Below are 19189 nucleotides of genomic sequence, written 5' to 3'. Positions count from 1 at the left end.
GAACGGGCAAAGGACGAAGCAGGATGAATCGTACCGTAGCGCGGGCTGCCCCGGGGCCGTCCCCGGAGCCGGCTCGGTCAGGCGGCCTGGGAAAGCGGCAGCCGCACGCGCACGCACAACCCGCCGGACGGAGCCTCCCGCAATTCGAGCGATCCGCCATGCGCCCGCGCAATGGCCTCGGCCAGCGCCAGGCCCAGGCCCACGCTGCCGGTGCGGGTACGCGCGTCGTCAAGCCGGCTGAAAGGCCGCAAGGCCTCCTGACGGCGTTCCGGCACGATGCCCGGCCCGTGATCGGCCACGTCCAGCACCGCGTATTCTTCTTCGCGCCGCAGCGCGACGTCCACCGGCGGCGCGCCGTGGTTCAGCGCGTTGCCGATCAGGTTGTCCAGCAGGCGCCCCAACGCCACCGCGTCGGCCTGCACCACGGCGCCGCTGGCCTGGGCATCGGTGTTCAGGCCGATCGCGGTGCCGGCGCCCTGCCAGGCGCCCACGCGCTCGGTCAGCCATTCGGACAGCACGATGGGCGCATAGCGGTAGGCCGCCGGATCGGTGCCGCGCACGAAACCGATGAACTGGTCCACCATGTGCTGCATGTCGCGCAGGTCGGTGCGCAGCCCTTCCTTCAGCGTCGAGTCGTCGGCCATCTCGACGCGCAGCCACATGCGCGACAGCGGCCCTTTCAGGTCGTGCGGCAGCCCGGAAAGCAGCGTGCGCCGCACGGAATCGGACTCGGACAAGGCGTCCAGCATGGCATTGAAGCGTTCGCCCAGCACACGGGTTTCGTGCGGACCCGAGGGTTCCACGCGCTGGGGCTGGCCCGCGGCAAGCTGGTCCGCGGCGTCGGCCAGCCGCGTGATCGGGCGCGTGATGTGCCACGAAAAACCCACGGCCAGCAGCAGCAGCAATCCCAGCCCGCCCAGCCAGGCGGCGATGAAGGGCGTGGCAACGGGCGGATCCAGCCGGTCCAGCGGAATGACCAGCCACTCGCGCAGCCGCGGCGCGTCTTCGGTGGCCGGGTTGGGCGCCAGCGAAATGAAGATCTCCGGCGTGGGGCCGCGCGACAGCGCCACGCGCGTGCCGTCGTTCAGGCGTTCGTTGAGCTGCTGAACCAGCACGCGCAGGTCGCGGCGAATATCGTCGGGCTCGGGCTCTGACTTGTGGCGGCGCGCATGTTCCTCGCGGGCACGGTCGCCCTCGCGCTGGGCATCGCTGCGAGCATCTGCTTGCGCCGCATCGGTTTCGCGTTCGTCGCCGTGCACCTCGGGCGGGGGCGGCGGCGGCGGACCGTGCAATTGCGAATCCTGGGCGGGCGGGGGTGCGGGAGGCGGCGGGCGCGGCGCGGCACGCGGCGGCGGACGGCGGCCATTGAAGCGCTGCAGCTTGGCTTCGGCGGGCAACACGCGTGACCACAACCGCCACTGGTTCTGCGATGCGGCGCGCACGAAGTCGGCGCGGTCTTCGGCCGGCACCTGGGACACGGCGGCGCGCAGCGTGCGGATGGTGGTGACGATATAGCCGATGGCCACGTCTTCCATGAACTTGTGCCGGAAGTACGACACCGTCACCAGCGTGGCGGCCTGCGTCAGCAGGACCGATCCGAGGATCAGCAGGATCAGCCGCGCCCGCAGCGAGCGGGGCACGAGAATGCCGGGGGAAAAGCGCATCAGGGAGAGAACCGGTAACCGATGCCCCAGACGGTCTGGATCCAGCGCGGCTGCTTGGGATCGTCCTCGATCACGCGGCGCAGGCGCAGGATCGCGATGTCGATGGCGCGGTCGTTGCGCTCGCCGGCGTCGTCGTCGCGGGCCAGCGCCAGCAGGCGTTCGCGCGACAGCGGCTTGCCCGCATTGCGCACCAGGGCTTCAAGCAGGTTGATTTCGCCGCCGGTCAGCTTGACCACGGTGCCTTCGCGGGACAGCTGACGCGTGGAGGGGTCAAAGACAAACGGGCCGAAAGCGACCGGCGCGTCCTTGGTGAGCGCGGACGGGCCGCGCTTGCGGCGCAGCACGGCCTCGATGCGGGCCAGCAGTTCGCGGGGGTCGAAGGGCTTGCCGACGTAATCGTCGGCGCCGGCCTCCAGGCCGATGATGCGATCCACGGCTTCGTCGCGCGCGGTCAGCAGGATGACGGGGATGTCCTCGCCCTGCTCGCGCAGGCGGCGGCACGCATCGGCGCCGTCGCCGCCGGGCAGCATGCGGTCCAGCACCAGCAGATCGGGCGCGTAACGGGTGATGCGCGAGGAGAGGTCGGTCGCGTCCGGGGCGAGCAACGTGTCGTAGCCATGCCGGTTCAGGTAGTCGGCCAGCAGCTGGCGCAGCGCCGGGTCATCGTCAACGACCAGCAGCTTGGTGTGGGAATTGTCCATGGGCGTGATAGTGCGGCGCGGCGCGCTCGCCTGCAAGGGGCAGGAAATCATCTGAAATATACCCGTTGCACGATGTTGGCCGGATGTTTCGGGCTTTTCGCGATCGGACGTGCCCCAGACACGCGACTGCCCTAGAATGGCGCTTCGCCTGCCGCCCCTCGTGGACTTTTCTAAAGATCGTTTACAGATGCGCGGCAGCGCGCTCTCTACACTGTCCCCATGGTCGCCACAGCTAACATCTGGCGCAGAGGGCTGTTGCACGCGGCATTGACGGCGGGCCTTGCCTGGCCGATGGCGCCTGCGTTTGGCGACGAGCCCGACGTGTCCCCGTTTACCTTGACGCCGCCCCCGGCGGGCGAGCTCACGCGCGTGGCGCGCGGCATTGGCGTGCTCTCGCCGGTTCAATCCCTGCCGGTGCGCCCCGCCCCGTCGTTCGACGACCGGGCCGTGCCGCTGGACCCCACGCCCTGCGACCTGCACGCGACCGAACCCGGCATGGACACCTCGGTGCGCGACGGCGGCCCGGATGCGGCCGACGTGTTCATCCCCGGCACGGGCCTGGGCCTGACCGGCAGCGCGCCGCCCGTTCCGCTGACGTGCGATCCGCTGGCGGCGCCCGCGTCGGCGGCGGACATCCCGCCGGATTATTCCTTTGCGCTTGAAGACGGCGACCTGCCGAGCGTGCCGGTCGTGGTGATTTCCGGCGTCTCCCGCCCCTCGCGACCCTGGTTTTCGTCCGTGAGCGGACAGGACGGCCTGCGCTATGGCGGCAGCCGCAACTGGGTGTACCGCAATACCTCGGGCCCGTCCCTCACGGTGGGCAACGTCAGCCCCAATGCGCCCGCCTGGGGCAGCGGCGCGCCGGTGGGCGGGCTGCAGATCGCCAACTGGGGCGGCAGCGGCGCCACATTGCCGGAAGGCAGCTTCGGTTATTCGTCCTCGCTGGGCAAGCTCAACCTCATGGACCCGGCCGCCCAGTCCGGGGCCGTGGACTACGGCGCGTCCGTCGGCAGCGGCAGCGTGCGCTACGGGCTCACGCCGGTGCTGACGGTGGAAGGCCAGATGCAGAGCGCGCCGTCGCTCACCACGCGCGGCGTGGGCACCACGTACAACGCCGGCGAATTCGGCACCTTCCGGGCAGGCGCCACGCAAAGTTCGTTCGATGCGGCCAGCGGCTACCGCTACCGCTTCGGCTACAGCGTCGATGTGGCCGACACCGTGACGCTGGGCTACACCAACGAACAGATCGGCGCGGGCTACGGCGACCTGTCGACCTATTCCGACGGCGTCGCGTCCGCCCCGCAGACCCGCAATACGGTCTCTGCGGGCGTGCCGCTGTCGGGCTGGGGCACGTTGAGCGGCACGTATTCCGGCCTGCGTGAAGGGTCGGTGCTGGCCGAGCAGCGCGTGGGCCTGTCCCACAGCATGTTCGTCGCCCCCAAGGTCAAGCTGGCCGTGGGCGCGGACCGCGACATCGTGACGGGCGACTATGGCTGGCGCGCCAACCTGAGCATGCCCGTGGACACCTTCATGCGCGGCACCTGGCTCAGCTGGTAAGCGCCGGGAACGCGGACCAAAAAATCCCCCTGGGATGGGACCGGCCGGAATTGGGGCTTAAAATCCCTGCCATGATGCTTCCGGCCTACCCCCATGTCTGACGCGCGCGCCCTCGGCGTGTTGCAGCGCGTTTTCGGTTACGAATCCTTCCGCGGCGACCAGCAAGCCATTGTCGATCAGGTGATCGGCGGCGGCGACGCCCTCGTCCTCATGCCCACCGGCGGCGGCAAGTCGCTGTGCTACCAGATTCCCTCGCTGGTGCGCGAAGGCACGGGCATTGTCGTGTCGCCCCTGATCGCGCTGATGCAGGACCAGGTCGACGCCCTGACGGAACTGGGCGTGCGCGCGGCGTTCCTGAATTCGACGCAGGAATGGCGCGTGGCCCGCGACGTGGAGCAGGCGTTCCTGGATGGCGAGCTCGACCTGCTGTATGTCGCGCCCGAACGCCTCCTGACCGACCGCTGCCTGCAGTTGCTGGACCGCGGCCGCATCGCGCTGTTCGCCATCGACGAAGCACATTGCGTGTCCCAATGGGGTCACGATTTCCGTCCCGAATACCTGGGCCTGTCCATGCTGCACGAGCGCTGGCCGGACGTGCCGCGCATCGCGCTGACGGCCACCGCCACCGCCGTCACGCGTACCGAGATCGCGCAGCGTCTGTCGCTGGACGAAGCGCGCCATTTCGTCTCGAGCTTCGACCGCCCCAACATCCGCTACCGCATCGTCGAAAAGAACGAGGTGCGCAAGCAGCTGCTGGACATGATCCGCACCGAGCACGAAGGCGAATCCGGCGTGGTGTACTGCCTGTCGCGCGCCCGGGTGGAAGAAACGGCCGAATTCCTGTGCAACCAGGGCATCGATGCGATGCCGTACCACGCGGGGCTGAGCGCCCAGGTGCGGGCGGCCAACCAGTCGCGCTTCCTGCGCGAGGACGGCGTGGTGATGGTCGCCACCATTGCGTTCGGCATGGGCATCGACAAGCCGGACGTGCGCTTCGTGGCGCACATCGACCTGCCCAAGTCGGTCGAAGGCTACTACCAGGAAACCGGCCGCGCTGGCCGCGACGGCCTGCCCGCCACCGCATGGCTGGCCTACGGCTTGCAGGACGTGGTGCAGCAGCGCCGCATGATCGACGAATCGCCTGGCGACGAGTCCTATCGGCGGCGCCTGGGCCAGCAGCTCGACGCCATGCTGGGCCTGTGCGAAACCGTGGAATGCCGGCGCGTGCGCCTGCTGGCGTACTTTGGCCAGCAGATCACCGCGTGCGGCAACTGCGACGTCTGCCTGGATCCGCCCCAGGCGTGGGACGGCACCGTCGCGGCGCAGAAGGTGCTGTCGGCGGTGTACCGGCTCTGGAAGGAACGCGGCCAGCGCTATGGCGCCGGCCACATCATCGACATCCTGCGTGGCAAGGTCACCGACCGCACCCAGCAGCATGGCCACGACACGCTCAGCGTATTCGGCGTGGGCGCCGACCTGTCCGACACCGCCTGGCGCGGCGTGCTGCGCCAGCTATTGGCGCAGGGCCTCCTGACGGTGGACAACGAAGGCTTCGGCACGCTGGCCCTGACCGAAGGCAGCCGCGCCGTGCTCAAGGGCGAACGCCAGCTCATGCTGCGGCGCGAATCCGAAAAGAAACCGCGGTCCGGCAAGACGGGCAGCGGACGGCCCAAGGCGGCGGCGATCGACCTGCCGGCCGAATTGCAGCCCGTGTTCGAAGCCCTGCGCGCCTGGCGCGGCGAAGTCGCCAAGAGCCACGGCGTGCCCGCCTACGTGATCTTTCACGACGCCACGCTGCGCGAGATCGCGCTGGCGCAGCCCGAGTCCATGGACGACCTGAGCCACATCAACGGCGTGGGGGCCCGCAAGCTGGAAGCCTACGGCGAAGAAATCCTGCAGCGGGTGGCGCGGCCGGTGCTGTAGCGCCGGCCCGGGCGCCCCGCCTTTGCGGCATGGCGCCCGGCCCGCAAGACCCTTAGTAAGACGGCGGCGGCAGCAGCGGCACGCGGCGGCGTTCCTTGCCGAACACGGACCGGTACGCCAGGATGTTGAACACCAGCACCACGGGAATCCCCACCACGGCGCCGGCCATCACGAGCCGCATCGAGCCCAGCGCGCCCGCGCCGTCCCACAGCGTCATGTCGTCCAGGATCAGGTACGGGAACAGGCTGTAGGCCAGCCCGCTCAGCATCAGCAGGAACAGCGCGACCGTCAGCACGAACGGCAGCCAGCTGAAGCGGTCGGCGCGGCCGGGCAGCCGCGCCAGCAGCATTTCCGCGGCCACGAAACCGGCCAGCATCAGCACCCACACCGACGCCGCGAGGCTCAGGTGCGCGATGTTGCTCCATTTGTAGAAGATGCCGGCATTGGCCAGGCCCAGGGTGACCGCGATCGACACCATGCCCACGGCGGTCCAGCGGATCGCGTGGCGCGCCCAGTTGGCCGCGCGGCGCTGCAGGTCGCCATCGACGCGCATGACCAGCCACGCGGCGCCCAGCAGCACGTAGGCCGCCACCGCGCACAGGCCCACGAACATCGCGAACCAGCCATAGCCCGCATCGGACTGGTAGCCCGTGGCAATGCGGCCAAGCAGCACGCCCTGGCCGAAGGCGGTGATGAGCGAGCCCGCCCAGAAAGCGAAGATCCAGCGCGGCTTCAATTCGTTGCGGGCGCGGATGCGGAATTCGAACGCAACGCTGCGCAGCACCACCCCCAGCACCATGAGCGTCAGCGGCCCGTAGAGTTTGCCCAGCACGGCGCCCCAGGCAAACGGAAACGCCGCCGCGAACAACCCCATGCCCAGCAGCAGCCAGAATTCATTGGCGTCGCGCCACGGGCTGAGCAGGCTCATCATGCGGCCGCGCTCGTGCTCCGGCGCGATCTGCAGCAGGATGCCCACGCCGAGGTCGAAGCCGTCCAGGACCATGCCCGCGGCAATCACGACGAACAGCAGCGCCATGAAGGCGAGCGGCATCCAGAAAGAAGGATCGTCGGGGCTCAGGCCTTGAGAGGCGGCCAGCATGGCGATCATGGCGCACCTCCGCTCAGCTTGCGCACGGGCACGACGCCGTAGCGCGCGGCATGGAACAGCATGCCGGCGAACGCGGCGAGCAGCAGCGCGTACAGCACCCCGTAGCCGGCCAGGCCATACAGCACGGTGCTCGACGGCATGGAACCCAGGACCTCGGATTGCGTGACCGTGCCGTTCACGACGAAGGGCTGCAGTCCGATGATGGACACCCACCAGCCCGCCACGACGGCGATACCGCCGGAAAACATCATGCCGCACAGGACCCGCTGCCACCACGGCGGCAGGGCCGACGGGTCCAGGCCGCGGCGGAAGGTCCACAGGAAGGTCACGCAGGCCACGGCCAGCATCAGCACGCCGAGCCCCACGGCCACGCGCACCGACCAGAAGGTCACGGCCACCGGGGGAAGCATGCCCGAATACTTGTCCAGGCCCTGGTAGGTGCCGTCAGCATTCCGGTGCAGCCACATGCCGCCCGCATTGTTGAAGGTAAGGTCGCCGACATTGACGTGAGCCCGGGCGTCCGGCCAGCCGAACAGCACCAGCTGCGGCACGGGGCCGCTTTGCCAGAAGCCCGCCGCGGCGGCGGCCTTGGCAGGTTGCAGCTTGGCCATCATCTGGCCCGCGCCGGTTGCGACCGGCACTTGCAGGAAGGCGGCCACCACGGCCACCACCAGCGCCGTCTTGAACGCGCTGCGCTCACCCTCGCCCAGCGGCCGGCGCAACGCCTGCAGCGCGGTCACGCCCATCATCAGGAACGAGGCGGCCAGCGCCGCCCCGACCATCACCACGGCCAGGCGCCAGCCGACCGAGGGATTGAGCACCACTTTCATCCAGTCATAGACCTGATAGCGGCCGTCGACCAGCAGCGCGCCATCGGGCGTCTGCATCCAGGATTGCAGGGCCAGCACCCAGAACACGGCCACGACCTGCCCCACCGCCACCATCAGGACGGCCAGCGTGTGCGCGCCATCGGACACGCGGCGCTGGCCGAACAGCATGACGCCCAGGAAACAGGATTTGAGAATGAAGACCGACAGGATGCCGTAGCCCAGCAGCGGACCGGCCACGTTGCCGATCTTGTCCATCAGCCCCGCCCACAGGCTGCCGATCTGGATCAGGACGGGCACGCTGGCGGCCAGCGTCAGCACGAAGGACAGGGCGAAGATGCGGACCCAGAAGCGGTAGGCCCCCGTCCAGCCGCCATGGCTGGACCACCGCGCGCGGATCTTGAAGAACAGCAGCACCCAGGCCAGGGCCAGGGAGACGGCGAGAAACAGCGCCAGGAAGCTAAGACTGGCCACGAACTGTGCCCGGGCCAGGGATAGGGTCGAGATATCCATAATGGCCCGTAGTGTAGAGCCAGTTACACGACTACGGGGGCGGATTGAAACCGGTTGCAGGCGTGACGAAAAGGGGCGCGGTGCGGAACGTGGCAAAATTGACGCTTTGTCGCTGCTTTTTCCTATTCTTTCAAGAATGACCTCCGCCACGACGCCGACCCCCGCCGCATCAAACTTCCTGCTCAACATCGTCCAAGACGACCTCGAAGCCAACCGCTTCCAGGGCAAGCGCTGGGCGGGCAAGCCTGGCCCGGCGGCCTTGCAGCAGCAGGGGGAAGCGGACCCGGCCCGCATCCGCACGCGCTTTCCGCCGGAGCCCAACGGCTACCTGCACATCGGCCACGCCAAGAGCATCTGCGTGAACTTCGGCCTGGCGCGCGACTTCGGCGGTGTCTGCCACCTGCGCTTTGACGACACCAACCCCGAGAAGGAAGACCAGGAATACGTCGACGCCATCATCGAGGCCGTCCACTGGCTGGGCTTCGACTGGAAGGCCGACGGCCGCGAGAACCTGTATTTCGCCAGCGACTACTTCGGCTATATGTATGAGTTCGCCGAAGCCCTGGTCGAAGCCGGCCATGCCTACGTCGACGAGCAAAGCGCCGACGAGATTCGCGCCAATCGCGGCACCCTGACCGAACCCGGCACGGACTCGCCCTGGCGCAACCGCCCGGCCGCCGAGTCCATCGCGCTGTTGCGCGAGATGCGCGACGGCAAGCATCCGGACGGCAGCCTGGTGCTGCGCGCGAAGATCAACATGGCTTCGCCCAACATCAACCTGCGCGACCCGGTCATGTATCGCGTGCGCCACGCCACGCACCACCGCACCGGCGACCAGTGGTGCATCTACCCGATGTACAGCTGGGCGCACCCGGTGGAAGACGCGCTGGAAGGCATCACGCACAGCGTCTGCACGCTGGAATTCGAAGACCAGCGTCCGTTCTACGACTGGATCCTGGCGCGCCTGGCCGAACTGGGCAAGCTGGCCCAGCCGCTGCCGCATCAATACGAATTCGCCCGCCTGAACCTGAGCTACGTGGTCACCAGCAAGCGCAAACTGCTGCAACTGGTGAAGGAAGGCCACGTGGACGGCTGGGACGATCCGCGCATGCCCACCATCTTCGGCCTGCGCCGCCGCGGCTACACGCCCGCGTCGATCCGCCTGTTCTGCGACCGCACCGCGGTGTCCAAGTCCGACTCGCGCATCGACTACAGCCTGCTGGAGCAGGCCGTGCGCGACGATCTGGACCCCATCGCCCCGCGTTCGGTCGCCGTGCTGGACCCGATCAAGCTGGTCATCACCAACTACCCCGAAGGCCAGACCGAAACCTGCACCGCGCCGCGCAATCCGCATGACCCCGAGGCCGGCGTGCGTGAATTCCCGCTGTCGCGCGAACTGTGGATCGAGCGCGACGACTTCCGCGAGGAGGCGCCCAAGAAGTATTTCCGCCTGTTCCCGGGCAACACCGTGCGCCTGAAGTACGGCTACGTCGTGCGCTGCACCGGCTTTACCAAGAACGAAGCCGGCGAAGTCGTCGAAGTGCAGGCCGAATACCTGCCCGACACCAAGAGCGGCACGCCCGGCGCGGACAGCGTCAAGGTCAAGGGCAACATCACGTGGGTGAGCGCGGCGCACGCGGTGCCTGCCCAGATTCACCTGTACGACCGCCTCTTTGCCGATCCGCGCCCGGACGGCGGCGACAAGGACTTCCTGGCCTGCCTGAACCCCAACTCCAAGCAGACCGTCACGGCCTGGCTGGAGCCCGGCACCGTGGCCACGCCCGGCGCCACCTGGCAATTCGAGCGCCTGGGCTACTTCACGGCCGACCTGAAGGACTCGACGCCTGACGCGCCGGTGCTCAACCGCATTGTGACCCTGCGCGATTCCTGGGCTCAGGGTTGACGCGCCCACGCGCGCAATACCGGGAAAAGGCGCCTTGCGGCGCCTTTTTCTTTCGCCGTGAGCCCGGCGCAGGCCGTCCCGGGCGGGTTATCATCCCCGACATCCCGCAGCCGGTCGAGGACGCCGTTTTCCGGCGTCCAGACCGCCAGCCAAAATCAAGATGAACACTGAATCGCTAGCCCTGGACTTCAAGAGCGCCACCCTTTATGCCATCCGGGTGGTTTTGCATAGTGCCGATCCCGAACGCCTGAACGCTGCGCTCGCCAAACGCATGGCCGATGCCGGCAGCTTCTTTGAAAACGAGCCCGTCGTCATCGACGCCAGCCGCGTCGAGGAAAAGATCGATTGGACGGCATTGGTGGCGGCGCTGCGCGGCCACAACCTGCCCCCGATCGGCGTGGTGGCCGAAGGCGCCAACCTGCAAGCCGCGCGCGAAGCCGGCCTGACGCCCGTCGAACTGTCCACGCCGGCAGCGCGCCCCGCCCCCGTGGTGGACACCGCGCCGCCCAACGACGTCGCCACGCCGGTGCCGTCCGTGCCCGCGGCCGCGGTCGAAATCGCGCCCGCGCCCACCGACACCTCGGCCCAGGCCGCGCCGGCGCCTGCGTCCGATGCGGCCGCGCAAGACAAGCCTGCGGCTGATGAAGCCGCCGATGCGCAGGCTGCCGCCCCGGCGCCCGATGCGGATCCCCTGCCCGCCCGCGCGGCCAGCAGCACCACGTCCGCGTCCAGTCCGACGGCCGCGGCGCCGCACTCGTCTTCGGCGCTGGTGATCACGCGCCCGCTGCGTTCGGGGCAACGCGTCTATGCCCGCCACACGGACCTGGTGGTGATCGGCATGGTCAGCCAGGGCGCCGAGGTCATCGCCGACGGCAACGTGCACGTCTACGGTCCGCTGCGCGGCAAGGCCATGGCCGGCGCGCGCGGCGATACGTCGGCGCGCATCTTCACGACGCATCTGGATGCGGAACTGCTGGCAGTGGCGGGCGTGTATCGCGTGGTCGAGGACAAGCTCGACCGCACGCTGCAGAATCAGCCCGCGCTGGTCCGGCTGGATGGCGACACGCTGCGCATCGAAGCGCTGAAGGCCTGATGCCGCGCGCTGTGTGCGGCATCCTGCGAGACGGCGGCCCGGCAGCGGCCCGCTCAAATCTCAACACATCCTGTAAGAAGCCTTACACGGGCTTTTTGCTTTACGATAACGCGATTTATTCGAACATAAGGGTTTGATCGTCATGACACGCATTGTTGTGGTGACTTCCGGCAAAGGCGGCGTGGGCAAAACCACGACGAGCGCCAGTTTTTCCGCGGGCCTCGCGATGCGGGGCCACAAGACCGCTGTCATCGACTTCGACGTCGGCCTGCGCAACCTCGACCTCATCATGGGTTGCGAGCGTCGCGTGGTGTATGACTTCGTCAATGTGATCCAGGGCGAGGCGACCCTCAAGCAAGCGCTCATCAAGGACAAGCAGCTCGAAAACCTTTTCATCCTGCCGGCTTCGCAAACGCGCGACAAGGATGCGCTGACGCAGGAAGGCGTGGAAAAGGTCATCAACGACCTGAAGGAAATGGGTTTCGACTACATCGTCTGCGACTCCCCCGCGGGCATCGAGACCGGCGCCCTGATGGCGGCCTACTTCGCGGATGACGCGCTGGTGGTCACCAACCCCGAAGTCTCGTCGGTGCGCGACTCCGACCGTATCCTGGGCATCCTGGCCGCCAAGTCCAAGCGCGCGGTCGAGGGTGACGAGCCGGTCAAGGAATACCTGCTGCTCACGCGCTACAACCCCAAGCGCGTGTCCGACGGCGAAATGCTGTCGCTGACCGACATCGAAGACATCCTGCGCATCAAGCTCATCGGTGTGATTCCCGAATCGGAAGCCGTGCTGCAGGCCTCGAACCAGGGCTTGCCTGCCATCCACCTGAAAGACACCGACGTCTCGGAAGCCTACAAGGACGTGGTCAGCCGTTACCTTGGCGAAGACAAGGCCCTGCGCTTTACCGACTACGAAAAGCCGGGTTTCCTGAAACGCCTGTTCGGAGGCAAGTAAGCGATGTCCTTCCTGTCGTTTCTGCTCGGTCAAAAGAAGACCTCCGCGTCCGTCGCCAAAGAACGGTTGCAGATCATCCTTGCCCACGAGCGTGGCCGCGGGGATTCCCCCGATTACCTGCCGCAACTCCAGCAGGAACTGATCGCGGTCATTTCCAAGTACGTGAAGATCAATCCTGAAGACATCAAGGTGCACCTGGAACGCCAGGACACGCTCGAGGTGTTGGAAGTGAAGATCGAAATGCCGCAGAACGAGACCTGATGTCTCTGCTGTGCGCCGGCCCTGCCGGCGCGCGTTGCGCATAAAAAAACGCCCGGCATTGCCGGGCGTTGCTTTTGGGGCGACGAAGGCTTAGCGCTTGCCCACCTGGTCGCCGATCACACCGCCGATCGCCGCGCCGCCGACTGTGCCGAGCACGCCGCCGTTGGTGATGACGGCGCCCGCCACGCCGCCCAGTGCGGCGCCGCCCACGGTACTCTTCTGGCGATGGCTCATGCCATCCCACGATGAACAACCCGCCATGGTGGCAGCCAGCGCCACGGCGGCACAGATCTTGGAAAGCGATGCGATTTTCATGATGAAGCTCCTGTTCTTTTACCCGGGGCCGCACCGGTGAAACTAAACGCGAGCGCGCGGACCTTTTTGGGGTTAGGAGCCTTCAGGATCGCAAAATATCCGGGGACATGGTGTTAGGTTTGCCCAGGAATTGTGTCAAAGGGAGAGCAAATCGTTGCGCTCTCCTGGGGACGATGTTGCAGGCGCGGGCCGCTATTTGACCAGACGTAACACGTCGCGAAAGCGCGGGTGCTCGCAGGTCTCCATCCACTCGAAAATCGCCATTTCCGACGTGACGATTTCCGCGCCGTGCGCGCGGGCCCGGCGCAACGCGGCATGATGGTCTGAGGACTTGCGCGAACCTGCCGCGTCCGCGACCAGCACGGCCTTGTAGCCCAGTTCCAACAGGCCGATGACGGTTTGCAGCACGCAGATGTGCGCCTCGCAGCCCGCCACCAGCACCGTGCGGCGCGAGGCCGGCAGCCAGCCGTCGAAGCCCGGTTCCCGGGCCGAGGAAAAGTGCATCTTCTGGAAGGTGGCCTGGATTAGTTCGCGCAACGGGTCCACGGTCACGCCCAGCATCTTGCTGTGGTGCTCGGTGGCCACGACCGGCACATCAAGCAGCCGCGCCGCCTGCGCCAGCTTGTGCGCGGCGTTGAGCACGGCATCGCCGTCGTGAATGACAGGCATCAGGCGGCCCTGCATGTCGACGATCAGCAGGGTGGAATCGGTGGCGGACAGCAGCATGGTGAAAGACTCCCAGGACAAGCTGTCAGCATAACGCCTGGCCGAAAAAAATCCCGGCGCTTGGCCGGGATGCTTGGCGTGTGTTCCTACTGGCTGGTGTCTGACACCCTTGCGGCGGCGTCCTGAATCGACCGCTGTGCCACCTGGGTGTCAGACACCAGAGGAATCGGCTTTCGGCTTTTTACTTCAGCGCCTTGTAGCGCAGGCGCTTGGGCTTGGCGCCCTCTTCGCCCAGGCGGCGCTTTTTGTCGGCTTCGTATTCCTGGTAGTTGCCGTCAAAGAACACGACTTGCGAATCGCCTTCGAACGCGAGGATGTGCGTGGCGATACGGTCCAGGAACCAGCGATCGTGGCTGATGACCATGACGCTGCCGGGGAACTCGAGCAGCGCGTCTTCCAGGGCGCGCAGCGTTTCGACGTCGAGGTCGTTGGACGGTTCGTCAAGCAAGAGGACGTTGCCGCCGGCGATCAGCGTCTTGGCCATGTGCAGGCGGCCGCGTTCGCCGCCCGAGAGCTGGCCCACGACCTTGTTCTGGTCGCCGCCCTTGAAGTTGAAGCGGCCCAGATAGGCGCGCGACGACATTTCGAACTTGCCCACGGTCAAGAGGTCGGCGCCGTCAGCCACCGCGTCGAATACCGTCTTCTTGTCTTCCAGCGCGTCGCGCGACTGGTCGACGTACGCCAGCTTGACGGTCTGGCCGATCTTCACTTCGCCCGAATCCGGTTGCTCGCGGCCGGCGATCATGCGGAACAGCGTGGACTTACCGGCGCCGTTCGCGCCGATGATGCCGACGATGGCGCCCGGCGGCACCTTGAAGCTGAGGTTGTCGATCAGCAGGCGGTCGCCGTAGGCCTTGCTGACATTGTTGAACTCGATGACCTCGTTGCCCAGGCGCTCGCCCACGGGAATGAAGATTTCCTGGGTTTCGTTGCGCTTCTGGTATTCGTAGGAAGACAATTCCTCGAAACGCGCCAGACGCGCCTTGGCCTTGGCCTGGCGGCCCTTCGGGTTCTGGCGCACCCACTCCAGTTCCTTCTTGATGGTCTTCTGGCGCGCGGATTCGGAGGACTCTTCCTGCTTGAGGCGGTCTTCCTTCTGTTCGAGCCACGAGCTGTAGTTGCCCTTCCAGGGGATGCCGTAGCCGCGGTCCAGTTCCAGGATCCATTCGGCCGCGTTGTCCAGGAAGTAGCGATCGTGGGTCACGCCGACGACGGTGCCGGGGAACTTGTGCAGGAATTGCTCCAGCCACTCCACGCTCTCGGCGTCCAAGTGGTTGGTGGGCTCGTCCAGCAGCAGCATGTCGGGCTTGGACAGCAGCAGGCGGCACAGGGCCACGCGGCGTTTTTCACCGCCGGACAGCTTGCCGACGATGGCGTCCCAGGGCGGCAGGCGCAGCGCGTCGGCGGCGATTTCCATCTGGTGTTCGATGTCGTCCGCGCCGCTGGAAGCGGCGGCGGCGATGATGGCTTCGAGTTCGGCCTGTTCAGCGGCCAGCGCATCGAAATCGGCGTCGGGTTCCGCGTACGCGGCGTAGACCTCGTCCAGGCGCTTCTTGGCGGTGACGACGGCGCCCAGGCCTTCCTCGACCGCCTGGCGGACGGTGTGCTCGGGATTGAGCTGCGGTTCCTGCGGCAGGTAACCGATGTTCAGGCCGGGCATGGGCACGGCTTCGCCTTCGATCTCGCGGTCGACGCCCGCCATGATCTTCAGCAGCGTCGACTTGCCCGAGCCGTTCAGGCCCAGCACGCCGATCTTGGCGCCAGGAAAAAACGAAAGCGAGATATCGCGCAGGATCTGCCGCTTGGGCGGCACGATCTTGCCGACGCGGTTCATGGTGTAGACGTATTGGGCCATGGGCTCGTAGGTGAGATATAGCTGAGAAACCGTTGATTGTAGGCCGGAACCCTGACCGGCGTGCGGCAGGCGTGATCCGGCCCCTTGCCGCGTCAGCGGGTTTTTGCCGCGCGCCCCGGCATGCCCGGCGTGCGCATCTGCGCCAGCATCACGCCGGCCAGCGCCAGCGCGCCGCCGGCAATGTGAAAGAGATGCGGCTTTTCATCGAGGAACAGCGCCGCGATGGCCACCGTGAACACGGGCATGACGTTCAGGAAGATGCTGGCGCGGTTGGGCCCCAGGTGGCGCACGCCCTGCATCCACAGATACGGCGCGAACAGCGACGGGAACACCGCGGCATACAGCACCAGCGGCACGTTGGCGGCATTGAGCGGCGACGGCGCGGCCATCAGGAAGGCGGGAAGCTGGAACAGGATGCCGAACGCGACCTGCACGTACAGCGACTGCCACGGCCCCACCGGCAGCGCCCAGCGCCGCAGCAGCACGCCGTACAGCGCATAGGCCAGCGCGCCCAGCCCCATCAGCACGTCGCCATGGTTGGCGCCCACCGACAGCAGCCGGGCCGGATCGCCCTCGCCGATCAGCAACGCCAGCCCGGCCAGCGAGACCAGGCTGCCCAGCACCGCCATCGCCGAGGGCCGCTCACGCATGATGAGCGCCATGACGGCGATGGTCATGAGCGGAATCATCGCGGTGATGAAACCCATGTTGGTGGCCGTGGTCGAGGCGGCCGCCACGTACGCGAGGCCCTGGTACAGCGCCATGCCCAGTCCGCCCAGCACCGCGAACTTCGGCAGATGCGCCAGCACCTGGCGTCGCTGCGCCCAGACGCCAGGCAACGCAAAGGGGGTCAGCACGATGCCCGCCAGCGCCCAGCGGTAAAAGCCGATGGCGGCGGGCGCGATCACGCCGGCGGCCATCTTGGTCACGATCATGTTGACCGACCAGATCAGGGCGGCCAGCAGGGGGAACAGGAAAAAGCGGAGGGGAAGCTGCGGAGCGTCGGCGCGCATGTTTGAAACGGAAAGGCAGGAAGACGAAAGCCGGCCAGTGTAGGCCTCGTCCGGCTCGATGTATACGTCACCGATATGCCGCCGCCCCGGCACGCCATCCGGATACCGCACACGTTTCTTCGTAATCCAAGCGCCCGATGCAACGCAGCGCCGTTCGCGCGACAATAGCGCCTGACGTATCTGCCGTGCCGTCGCGGCTTCATCGCGCCCAGGAACCAACATGTCCGCCTCTGCCACTCCACCCGCTTCCTTGACCCATTTCAGCGCCCCCGAACTGGACATGCTGGCCAAGACCGCGGACGCCCTCAGCGCCTATCTGGGCAAGCCGGTGCTGGCGGAAGTGGTGCTGGGCGACGAAGGCACCGAATGGGTGACCTACGGCGTCCCAATGGACGAGAAAGCCGAGGCGGACGAGGAACAGACGCACGTGCAGATGGGCGGGCCGGGCGCGCGCCTGCTCGGCAACCGCGGCGGCCTGCCGCAGTCCGATGACGACACCTACGACTGCCTGTACCTGTGGGCGATCCAGATCTCGCTGAACGACGGCGAGCGCTTCATCAAGCTGGACCACGACGGCGAAGAGTCCGCCTGGTCCGACAACCTTGAGGAAGTGCTGCCTTTCGCCCTGACCGAGGAACCGCAGCCCGATCCGGACGAAGCAGACGAGGAAGAGGACGACGACACGGACGACGAGGACGACGACACGCCCTACGACGACGTCCACAACCACCGCCATTGAGCTCGGCCCGCCGCAGCCCGGGCAGGCGCCCGGTCCGCGGCGGCGGCAGGATTACACGGTGATCCGGCCTTCCTCGACGGCGTGGCAGGCCACGATCGACACCCCCGCCAGCTTCGCGGCCGGCGCCTCGGCCTTGCATCGGTCGTTGGCGTGCGGGCAGCGCGGATGGAAGGTGCAGCCGGACGGCGGATTCAGGGGATTGGGCACCTCGCCCGCCACCGCCGTGCGCGGCTTGCCCGCGCCGTTGATGTCCGGAATCGCCTCGAGCAGCATCCGCGTGTAGGGATGCCGCGGCCGTGCAAAGAGTTCGTCGCGCGGCGCCACTTCCACCATGCGCCCCAGGTACATCACCCCCACGCGGTCGGCCACGTGGTGCACGACGGCCAGGTTGTGGGAAATGAACAGGTACGTCAGCCCCAGCTTGCGTTGCAGGTCCTTCATCAGGTTCAGCACCTGCGCCTGCACCGACACGTCCAGCGCCGAGGTGGGCTCGTCGCACACCAGGAACTCCGGATTCACCGCCAGCGCCCGCGCAATCGAGATGCGCTGGCGCTGGCCGCCCGAGAACTGGTGCGGATAGCGGCCCTGGTCCGCCGGGTCCAGCCCCACCTGCCGGAGCAGATCGCCCACGCGCGCGACGCGCTCGTCTTGTGTCATCTGCGTGTGGGTCAGCATCGGCTCGGCGATGATGCGGCCCACGCGCCAGCGCGGATTCAGGCTGGCATACGGATCCTGGAAGATCATCTGCAGGCGCTTTCGCAAGGCGCGGCCGCCCGACTCGGACATGCGCGACAGCGGCTGGCCATCGAACTGGATGTCGCCGCGGGTCAGGCCGTACAGCCCCACCAGCATGCGGGCGACCGTCGATTTTCCACAGCCGGATTCGCCCACCAAGGCGAGCGTCTCGCCGCGGGCGATGTCGAACGACACCCCGTCCACCGCGCGCAGCATCACTTTGGGCTTGCGCGCCAGCGTGCGCTCCAGCCAGGGCGGCGACACGTCGAACCAGCGCGCCGCGTCCTTTACTTGAACCAAGGGCGTGCTCATGCGGCCACCTCCAACGTATTGCCTTTGTCATGCAGCCAACAGGCCGCGCGCGACGTGCCCGCGGGCATCAGCTCGGGGCGGTCGTGCGCGCAGCGCGGCAGGCGCTGGCCGCAGCGCGGGTTGAACGCACAGCCCGGCGGAATGGCGTTCAGCCGCGGCATGCTGCCGTCGATCTGCACCAGCCGCTCGATGTGGCCTTCGAGCGTGGGAATGGACCCCATCAGCCCCGCCGTGTAGGGGTGGCGCGGCTTGTGGATCACGTCGGCCACCGGCCCGATCTCGGCCACGCGGCCGGCGTACATCACCGCCACGCGGTCGGCGGTCTCGGCGATCACGCCCATGTCGTGCGTGATCAGCATGACGGCCGTGCCGTGCTCGCGGCACAGGCGCTTGAGCAGTTCGATGATCTGCGCCTGGATCGACACGTCCAGCGCGGTGGTGGGTTCGTCGGCCACCACCAGCTTCGGCTCGGCGGCCAGGGCCAGCGCGATCACCACGCGCTGGCGCATGCCGCCGGAAAACTGGTGCGGGTAGTGATCGATGCGCTCGCGCGCGGCGGGGATGCCAGTGGACGCCAGCAGTTCCACCGCGCGGTTGCGCGCCTGCGCCCACGTCATGTCCAGATGCGTGACGATGGTTTCGGCCAGTTGCCTGCCCACCGTGTACAGCGGGTTCAGCGAGGTCAGCGGGTCCTGGAACACCGCGCCGATCTCGCGGCCGCGCACGCGGCGCATCTGTTCGTCGGGCAGGTTGTCGATGCGCCGGCCCGCCAGCAGGATCTCGCCGGCGGCAATGCGGCCGGGGGGTTCAAGCAGGCCGATGATGGAAGCGCCGGTCAGCGATTTGCCGGCGCCGGATTCGCCCACCACGCCCAGGACTTCGCCAGCCTGGATGGAAAAGGACACATCGTCCAGGGCGCGTAGCGTGCCGCGGCGCGTGGGAAATTCCACGCGCAGGTTGCGGACTTCGAGTAATGCGCTCATGGT

17 protein-coding genes are annotated in these 19189 nt (G+C 67.4%); 7 read left to right on the top strand and 10 right to left on the bottom strand.

Features of this window, described 5'->3' with window-relative positions; all coding sequences use genetic code 11:
* Positions 1-77: 77 nt before the first annotated feature.
* Positions 78-1664: a sensor histidine kinase gene (locus tag QEP15_RS04430; RefSeq protein ID WP_175156630.1), complete on the bottom strand. Its 1587-nt coding sequence runs from the start codon at positions 1662-1664 to the stop codon at positions 78-80.
* Positions 1664-2365, bottom strand: a complete 702-nt coding sequence (locus QEP15_RS04425) for a response regulator (protein WP_056321163.1) — start codon at positions 2363-2365, stop codon at positions 1664-1666. Before QEP15_RS04425 ends, QEP15_RS04430 begins: the two co-directional genes overlap by 1 nt.
* 219 nt (positions 2366-2584) lie before the next feature.
* On the opposite strand from QEP15_RS04425, the gene QEP15_RS04420 reads away from it, so the two are divergent.
* The gene (locus tag QEP15_RS04420; protein ID WP_254607206.1) at positions 2585-3922 is read left to right on the top strand and encodes a fimbria/pilus outer membrane usher protein; all 1338 of its coding nucleotides are present in this window, start codon (positions 2585-2587) and stop codon (positions 3920-3922) included.
* A 93-nt stretch (positions 3923-4015) separates the two neighbouring features.
* The gene (recQ, locus tag QEP15_RS04415) at positions 4016-5845 is read left to right on the top strand and encodes a DNA helicase RecQ (RefSeq protein ID WP_280148505.1); all 1830 of its coding nucleotides are present in this window, start codon (positions 4016-4018) and stop codon (positions 5843-5845) included.
* Positions 5846-5897: 52 nt separating this feature from the next.
* Here recQ and QEP15_RS04410 read toward each other — a convergent pair whose 3' ends face one another.
* Positions 5898-6953, bottom strand: a complete 1056-nt coding sequence (locus QEP15_RS04410) for a cytochrome d ubiquinol oxidase subunit II (RefSeq protein WP_142050730.1) — start codon at positions 6951-6953, stop codon at positions 5898-5900.
* Complete coding sequence (locus QEP15_RS04405; protein ID WP_280148504.1) at positions 6950-8293, bottom strand: cytochrome ubiquinol oxidase subunit I; 1344 nt, start codon at positions 8291-8293, stop codon at positions 6950-6952. Before QEP15_RS04405 ends, QEP15_RS04410 begins: the two co-directional genes overlap by 4 nt.
* A 136-nt stretch (positions 8294-8429) precedes the next feature.
* Here QEP15_RS04405 and QEP15_RS04400 point away from each other — a divergent pair, with 136 nt between their 5' ends.
* The 4 genes from QEP15_RS04400 (at position 8430) to minE (ending at position 12508) form a co-directional block, all read left to right on the top strand.
* Positions 8430-10196 carry a glutamine--tRNA ligase/YqeY domain fusion protein gene (locus tag QEP15_RS04400; protein ID WP_128830049.1) on the top strand — a complete coding sequence of 589 codons (1767 nt, stop codon included), beginning with the start codon at positions 8430-8432 and terminating at the stop codon, positions 10194-10196.
* A 160-nt stretch (positions 10197-10356) separates the two neighbouring features.
* Positions 10357-11289 (top strand): septum site-determining protein MinC, encoded by a 933-nt coding sequence (gene minC / locus QEP15_RS04395; RefSeq protein ID WP_056321149.1) that lies wholly within the window; start codon positions 10357-10359, stop codon positions 11287-11289.
* Positions 11290-11431: 142 nt separating this feature from the next.
* Positions 11432-12247, top strand: a complete 816-nt coding sequence (gene minD, locus QEP15_RS04390) for a septum site-determining protein MinD (protein WP_008158705.1) — start codon at positions 11432-11434, stop codon at positions 12245-12247.
* Positions 12248-12250: 3 nt separating this feature from the next.
* Positions 12251-12508 (top strand): cell division topological specificity factor MinE, encoded by a 258-nt coding sequence (gene minE / locus QEP15_RS04385; protein ID WP_006217654.1) that lies wholly within the window; start codon positions 12251-12253, stop codon positions 12506-12508.
* 90 nt (positions 12509-12598) lie between these two features.
* Here the strand turns inward: minE and QEP15_RS04380 are convergent, their stop codons facing one another.
* The 4 genes from QEP15_RS04380 to QEP15_RS04365 all read right to left on the bottom strand — a co-directional run bounded on the left by QEP15_RS04380 (position 12599) and on the right by QEP15_RS04365 (position 16417).
* Entirely contained in the window at positions 12599-12823 is a 225-nt protein-coding gene (locus tag QEP15_RS04380) for a glycine zipper 2TM domain-containing protein (protein ID WP_056321146.1), read from the bottom strand.
* A 192-nt stretch (positions 12824-13015) separates the two neighbouring features.
* Positions 13016-13549, bottom strand: a complete 534-nt coding sequence (locus QEP15_RS04375; RefSeq protein ID WP_280148503.1) for an isochorismatase family protein — start codon at positions 13547-13549, stop codon at positions 13016-13018.
* Positions 13550-13730: 181 nt separating this feature from the next.
* A complete protein-coding gene (ettA, locus tag QEP15_RS04370) occupies positions 13731-15404 on the bottom strand; it encodes an energy-dependent translational throttle protein EttA (protein ID WP_056321139.1) in 1674 nt (557 codons plus the stop codon).
* A 92-nt stretch (positions 15405-15496) separates the two neighbouring features.
* The gene (locus tag QEP15_RS04365; protein WP_280148502.1) at positions 15497-16417 is read right to left on the bottom strand and encodes a DMT family transporter; all 921 of its coding nucleotides are present in this window, start codon (positions 16415-16417) and stop codon (positions 15497-15499) included.
* Between the two features lie 220 nt (positions 16418-16637).
* On the opposite strand from QEP15_RS04365, the gene QEP15_RS04360 reads away from it, so the two are divergent.
* A complete protein-coding gene (locus tag QEP15_RS04360) occupies positions 16638-17156 on the top strand; it encodes a hypothetical protein (RefSeq protein WP_175156632.1) in 519 nt (172 codons plus the stop codon).
* Between the two features lie 51 nt (positions 17157-17207).
* On the opposite strand, the gene QEP15_RS04355 is transcribed toward QEP15_RS04360, so the two are convergent.
* Complete coding sequence (locus QEP15_RS04355; RefSeq protein WP_062840340.1) at positions 17208-18203, bottom strand: ABC transporter ATP-binding protein; 996 nt, start codon at positions 18201-18203, stop codon at positions 17208-17210.
* Positions 18200-19186, bottom strand: coding sequence for an ABC transporter ATP-binding protein (locus tag QEP15_RS04350; protein ID WP_217618751.1), 987 nt, complete (start codon positions 19184-19186; stop codon positions 18200-18202). The genes QEP15_RS04355 and QEP15_RS04350 overlap by 4 nt, the downstream gene beginning before the upstream one ends.
* Positions 19187-19189 lie beyond the last annotated feature (3 nt).

Origin of the sequence: Achromobacter mucicolens (assembly GCF_029866465.1) — a bacterium.
GTDB classification, from domain to species: domain Bacteria; phylum Pseudomonadota; class Gammaproteobacteria; order Burkholderiales; family Burkholderiaceae_B; genus Achromobacter; species Achromobacter mucicolens.
Note: the sequence above shows the minus strand (reverse complement) of the source record. Positions and strands in the feature narration are given on the sequence as shown.

Excerpts from the sequence above, each read along its gene's own strand:
- QEP15_RS04430 (WP_175156630.1), bottom strand. The coding sequence starts at position 1,664 with ATGCGCTTTTCCCCCGGCATTCTCGTGCCCCGCTCGCTGCGGGCGCGG.
- QEP15_RS04425 (WP_056321163.1), bottom strand. The coding sequence starts at position 2,365 with ATGGACAATTCCCACACCAAGCTGCTGGTCGTTGACGATGACCCGGCG.
- QEP15_RS04420 (WP_254607206.1), top strand. The coding sequence starts at position 2,585 with ATGGTCGCCACAGCTAACATCTGGCGCAGAGGGCTGTTGCACGCGGCA.
- recQ (WP_280148505.1), top strand. The coding sequence starts at position 4,016 with ATGTCTGACGCGCGCGCCCTCGGCGTGTTGCAGCGCGTTTTCGGTTAC.
- QEP15_RS04410 (WP_142050730.1), bottom strand. The coding sequence starts at position 6,953 with ATGATCGCCATGCTGGCCGCCTCTCAAGGCCTGAGCCCCGACGATCCT.
- QEP15_RS04405 (WP_280148504.1), bottom strand. The coding sequence starts at position 8,293 with ATGGATATCTCGACCCTATCCCTGGCCCGGGCACAGTTCGTGGCCAGT.
- QEP15_RS04400 (WP_128830049.1), top strand. The coding sequence starts at position 8,430 with ATGACCTCCGCCACGACGCCGACCCCCGCCGCATCAAACTTCCTGCTC.
- minC (WP_056321149.1), top strand. The coding sequence starts at position 10,357 with ATGAACACTGAATCGCTAGCCCTGGACTTCAAGAGCGCCACCCTTTAT.
- minD (WP_008158705.1), top strand. The coding sequence starts at position 11,432 with ATGACACGCATTGTTGTGGTGACTTCCGGCAAAGGCGGCGTGGGCAAA.
- minE (WP_006217654.1), top strand. The coding sequence starts at position 12,251 with ATGTCCTTCCTGTCGTTTCTGCTCGGTCAAAAGAAGACCTCCGCGTCC.
- QEP15_RS04380 (WP_056321146.1), bottom strand. The coding sequence starts at position 12,823 with ATGAAAATCGCATCGCTTTCCAAGATCTGTGCCGCCGTGGCGCTGGCT.
- QEP15_RS04375 (WP_280148503.1), bottom strand. The coding sequence starts at position 13,549 with ATGCTGCTGTCCGCCACCGATTCCACCCTGCTGATCGTCGACATGCAG.
- ettA (WP_056321139.1), bottom strand. The coding sequence starts at position 15,404 with ATGGCCCAATACGTCTACACCATGAACCGCGTCGGCAAGATCGTGCCG.
- QEP15_RS04365 (WP_280148502.1), bottom strand. The coding sequence starts at position 16,417 with ATGCGCGCCGACGCTCCGCAGCTTCCCCTCCGCTTTTTCCTGTTCCCC.
- QEP15_RS04360 (WP_175156632.1), top strand. The coding sequence starts at position 16,638 with ATGTCCGCCTCTGCCACTCCACCCGCTTCCTTGACCCATTTCAGCGCC.
- QEP15_RS04355 (WP_062840340.1), bottom strand. The coding sequence starts at position 18,203 with ATGAGCACGCCCTTGGTTCAAGTAAAGGACGCGGCGCGCTGGTTCGAC.
- QEP15_RS04350 (WP_217618751.1), bottom strand. The coding sequence starts at position 19,186 with ATGAGCGCATTACTCGAAGTCCGCAACCTGCGCGTGGAATTTCCCACG.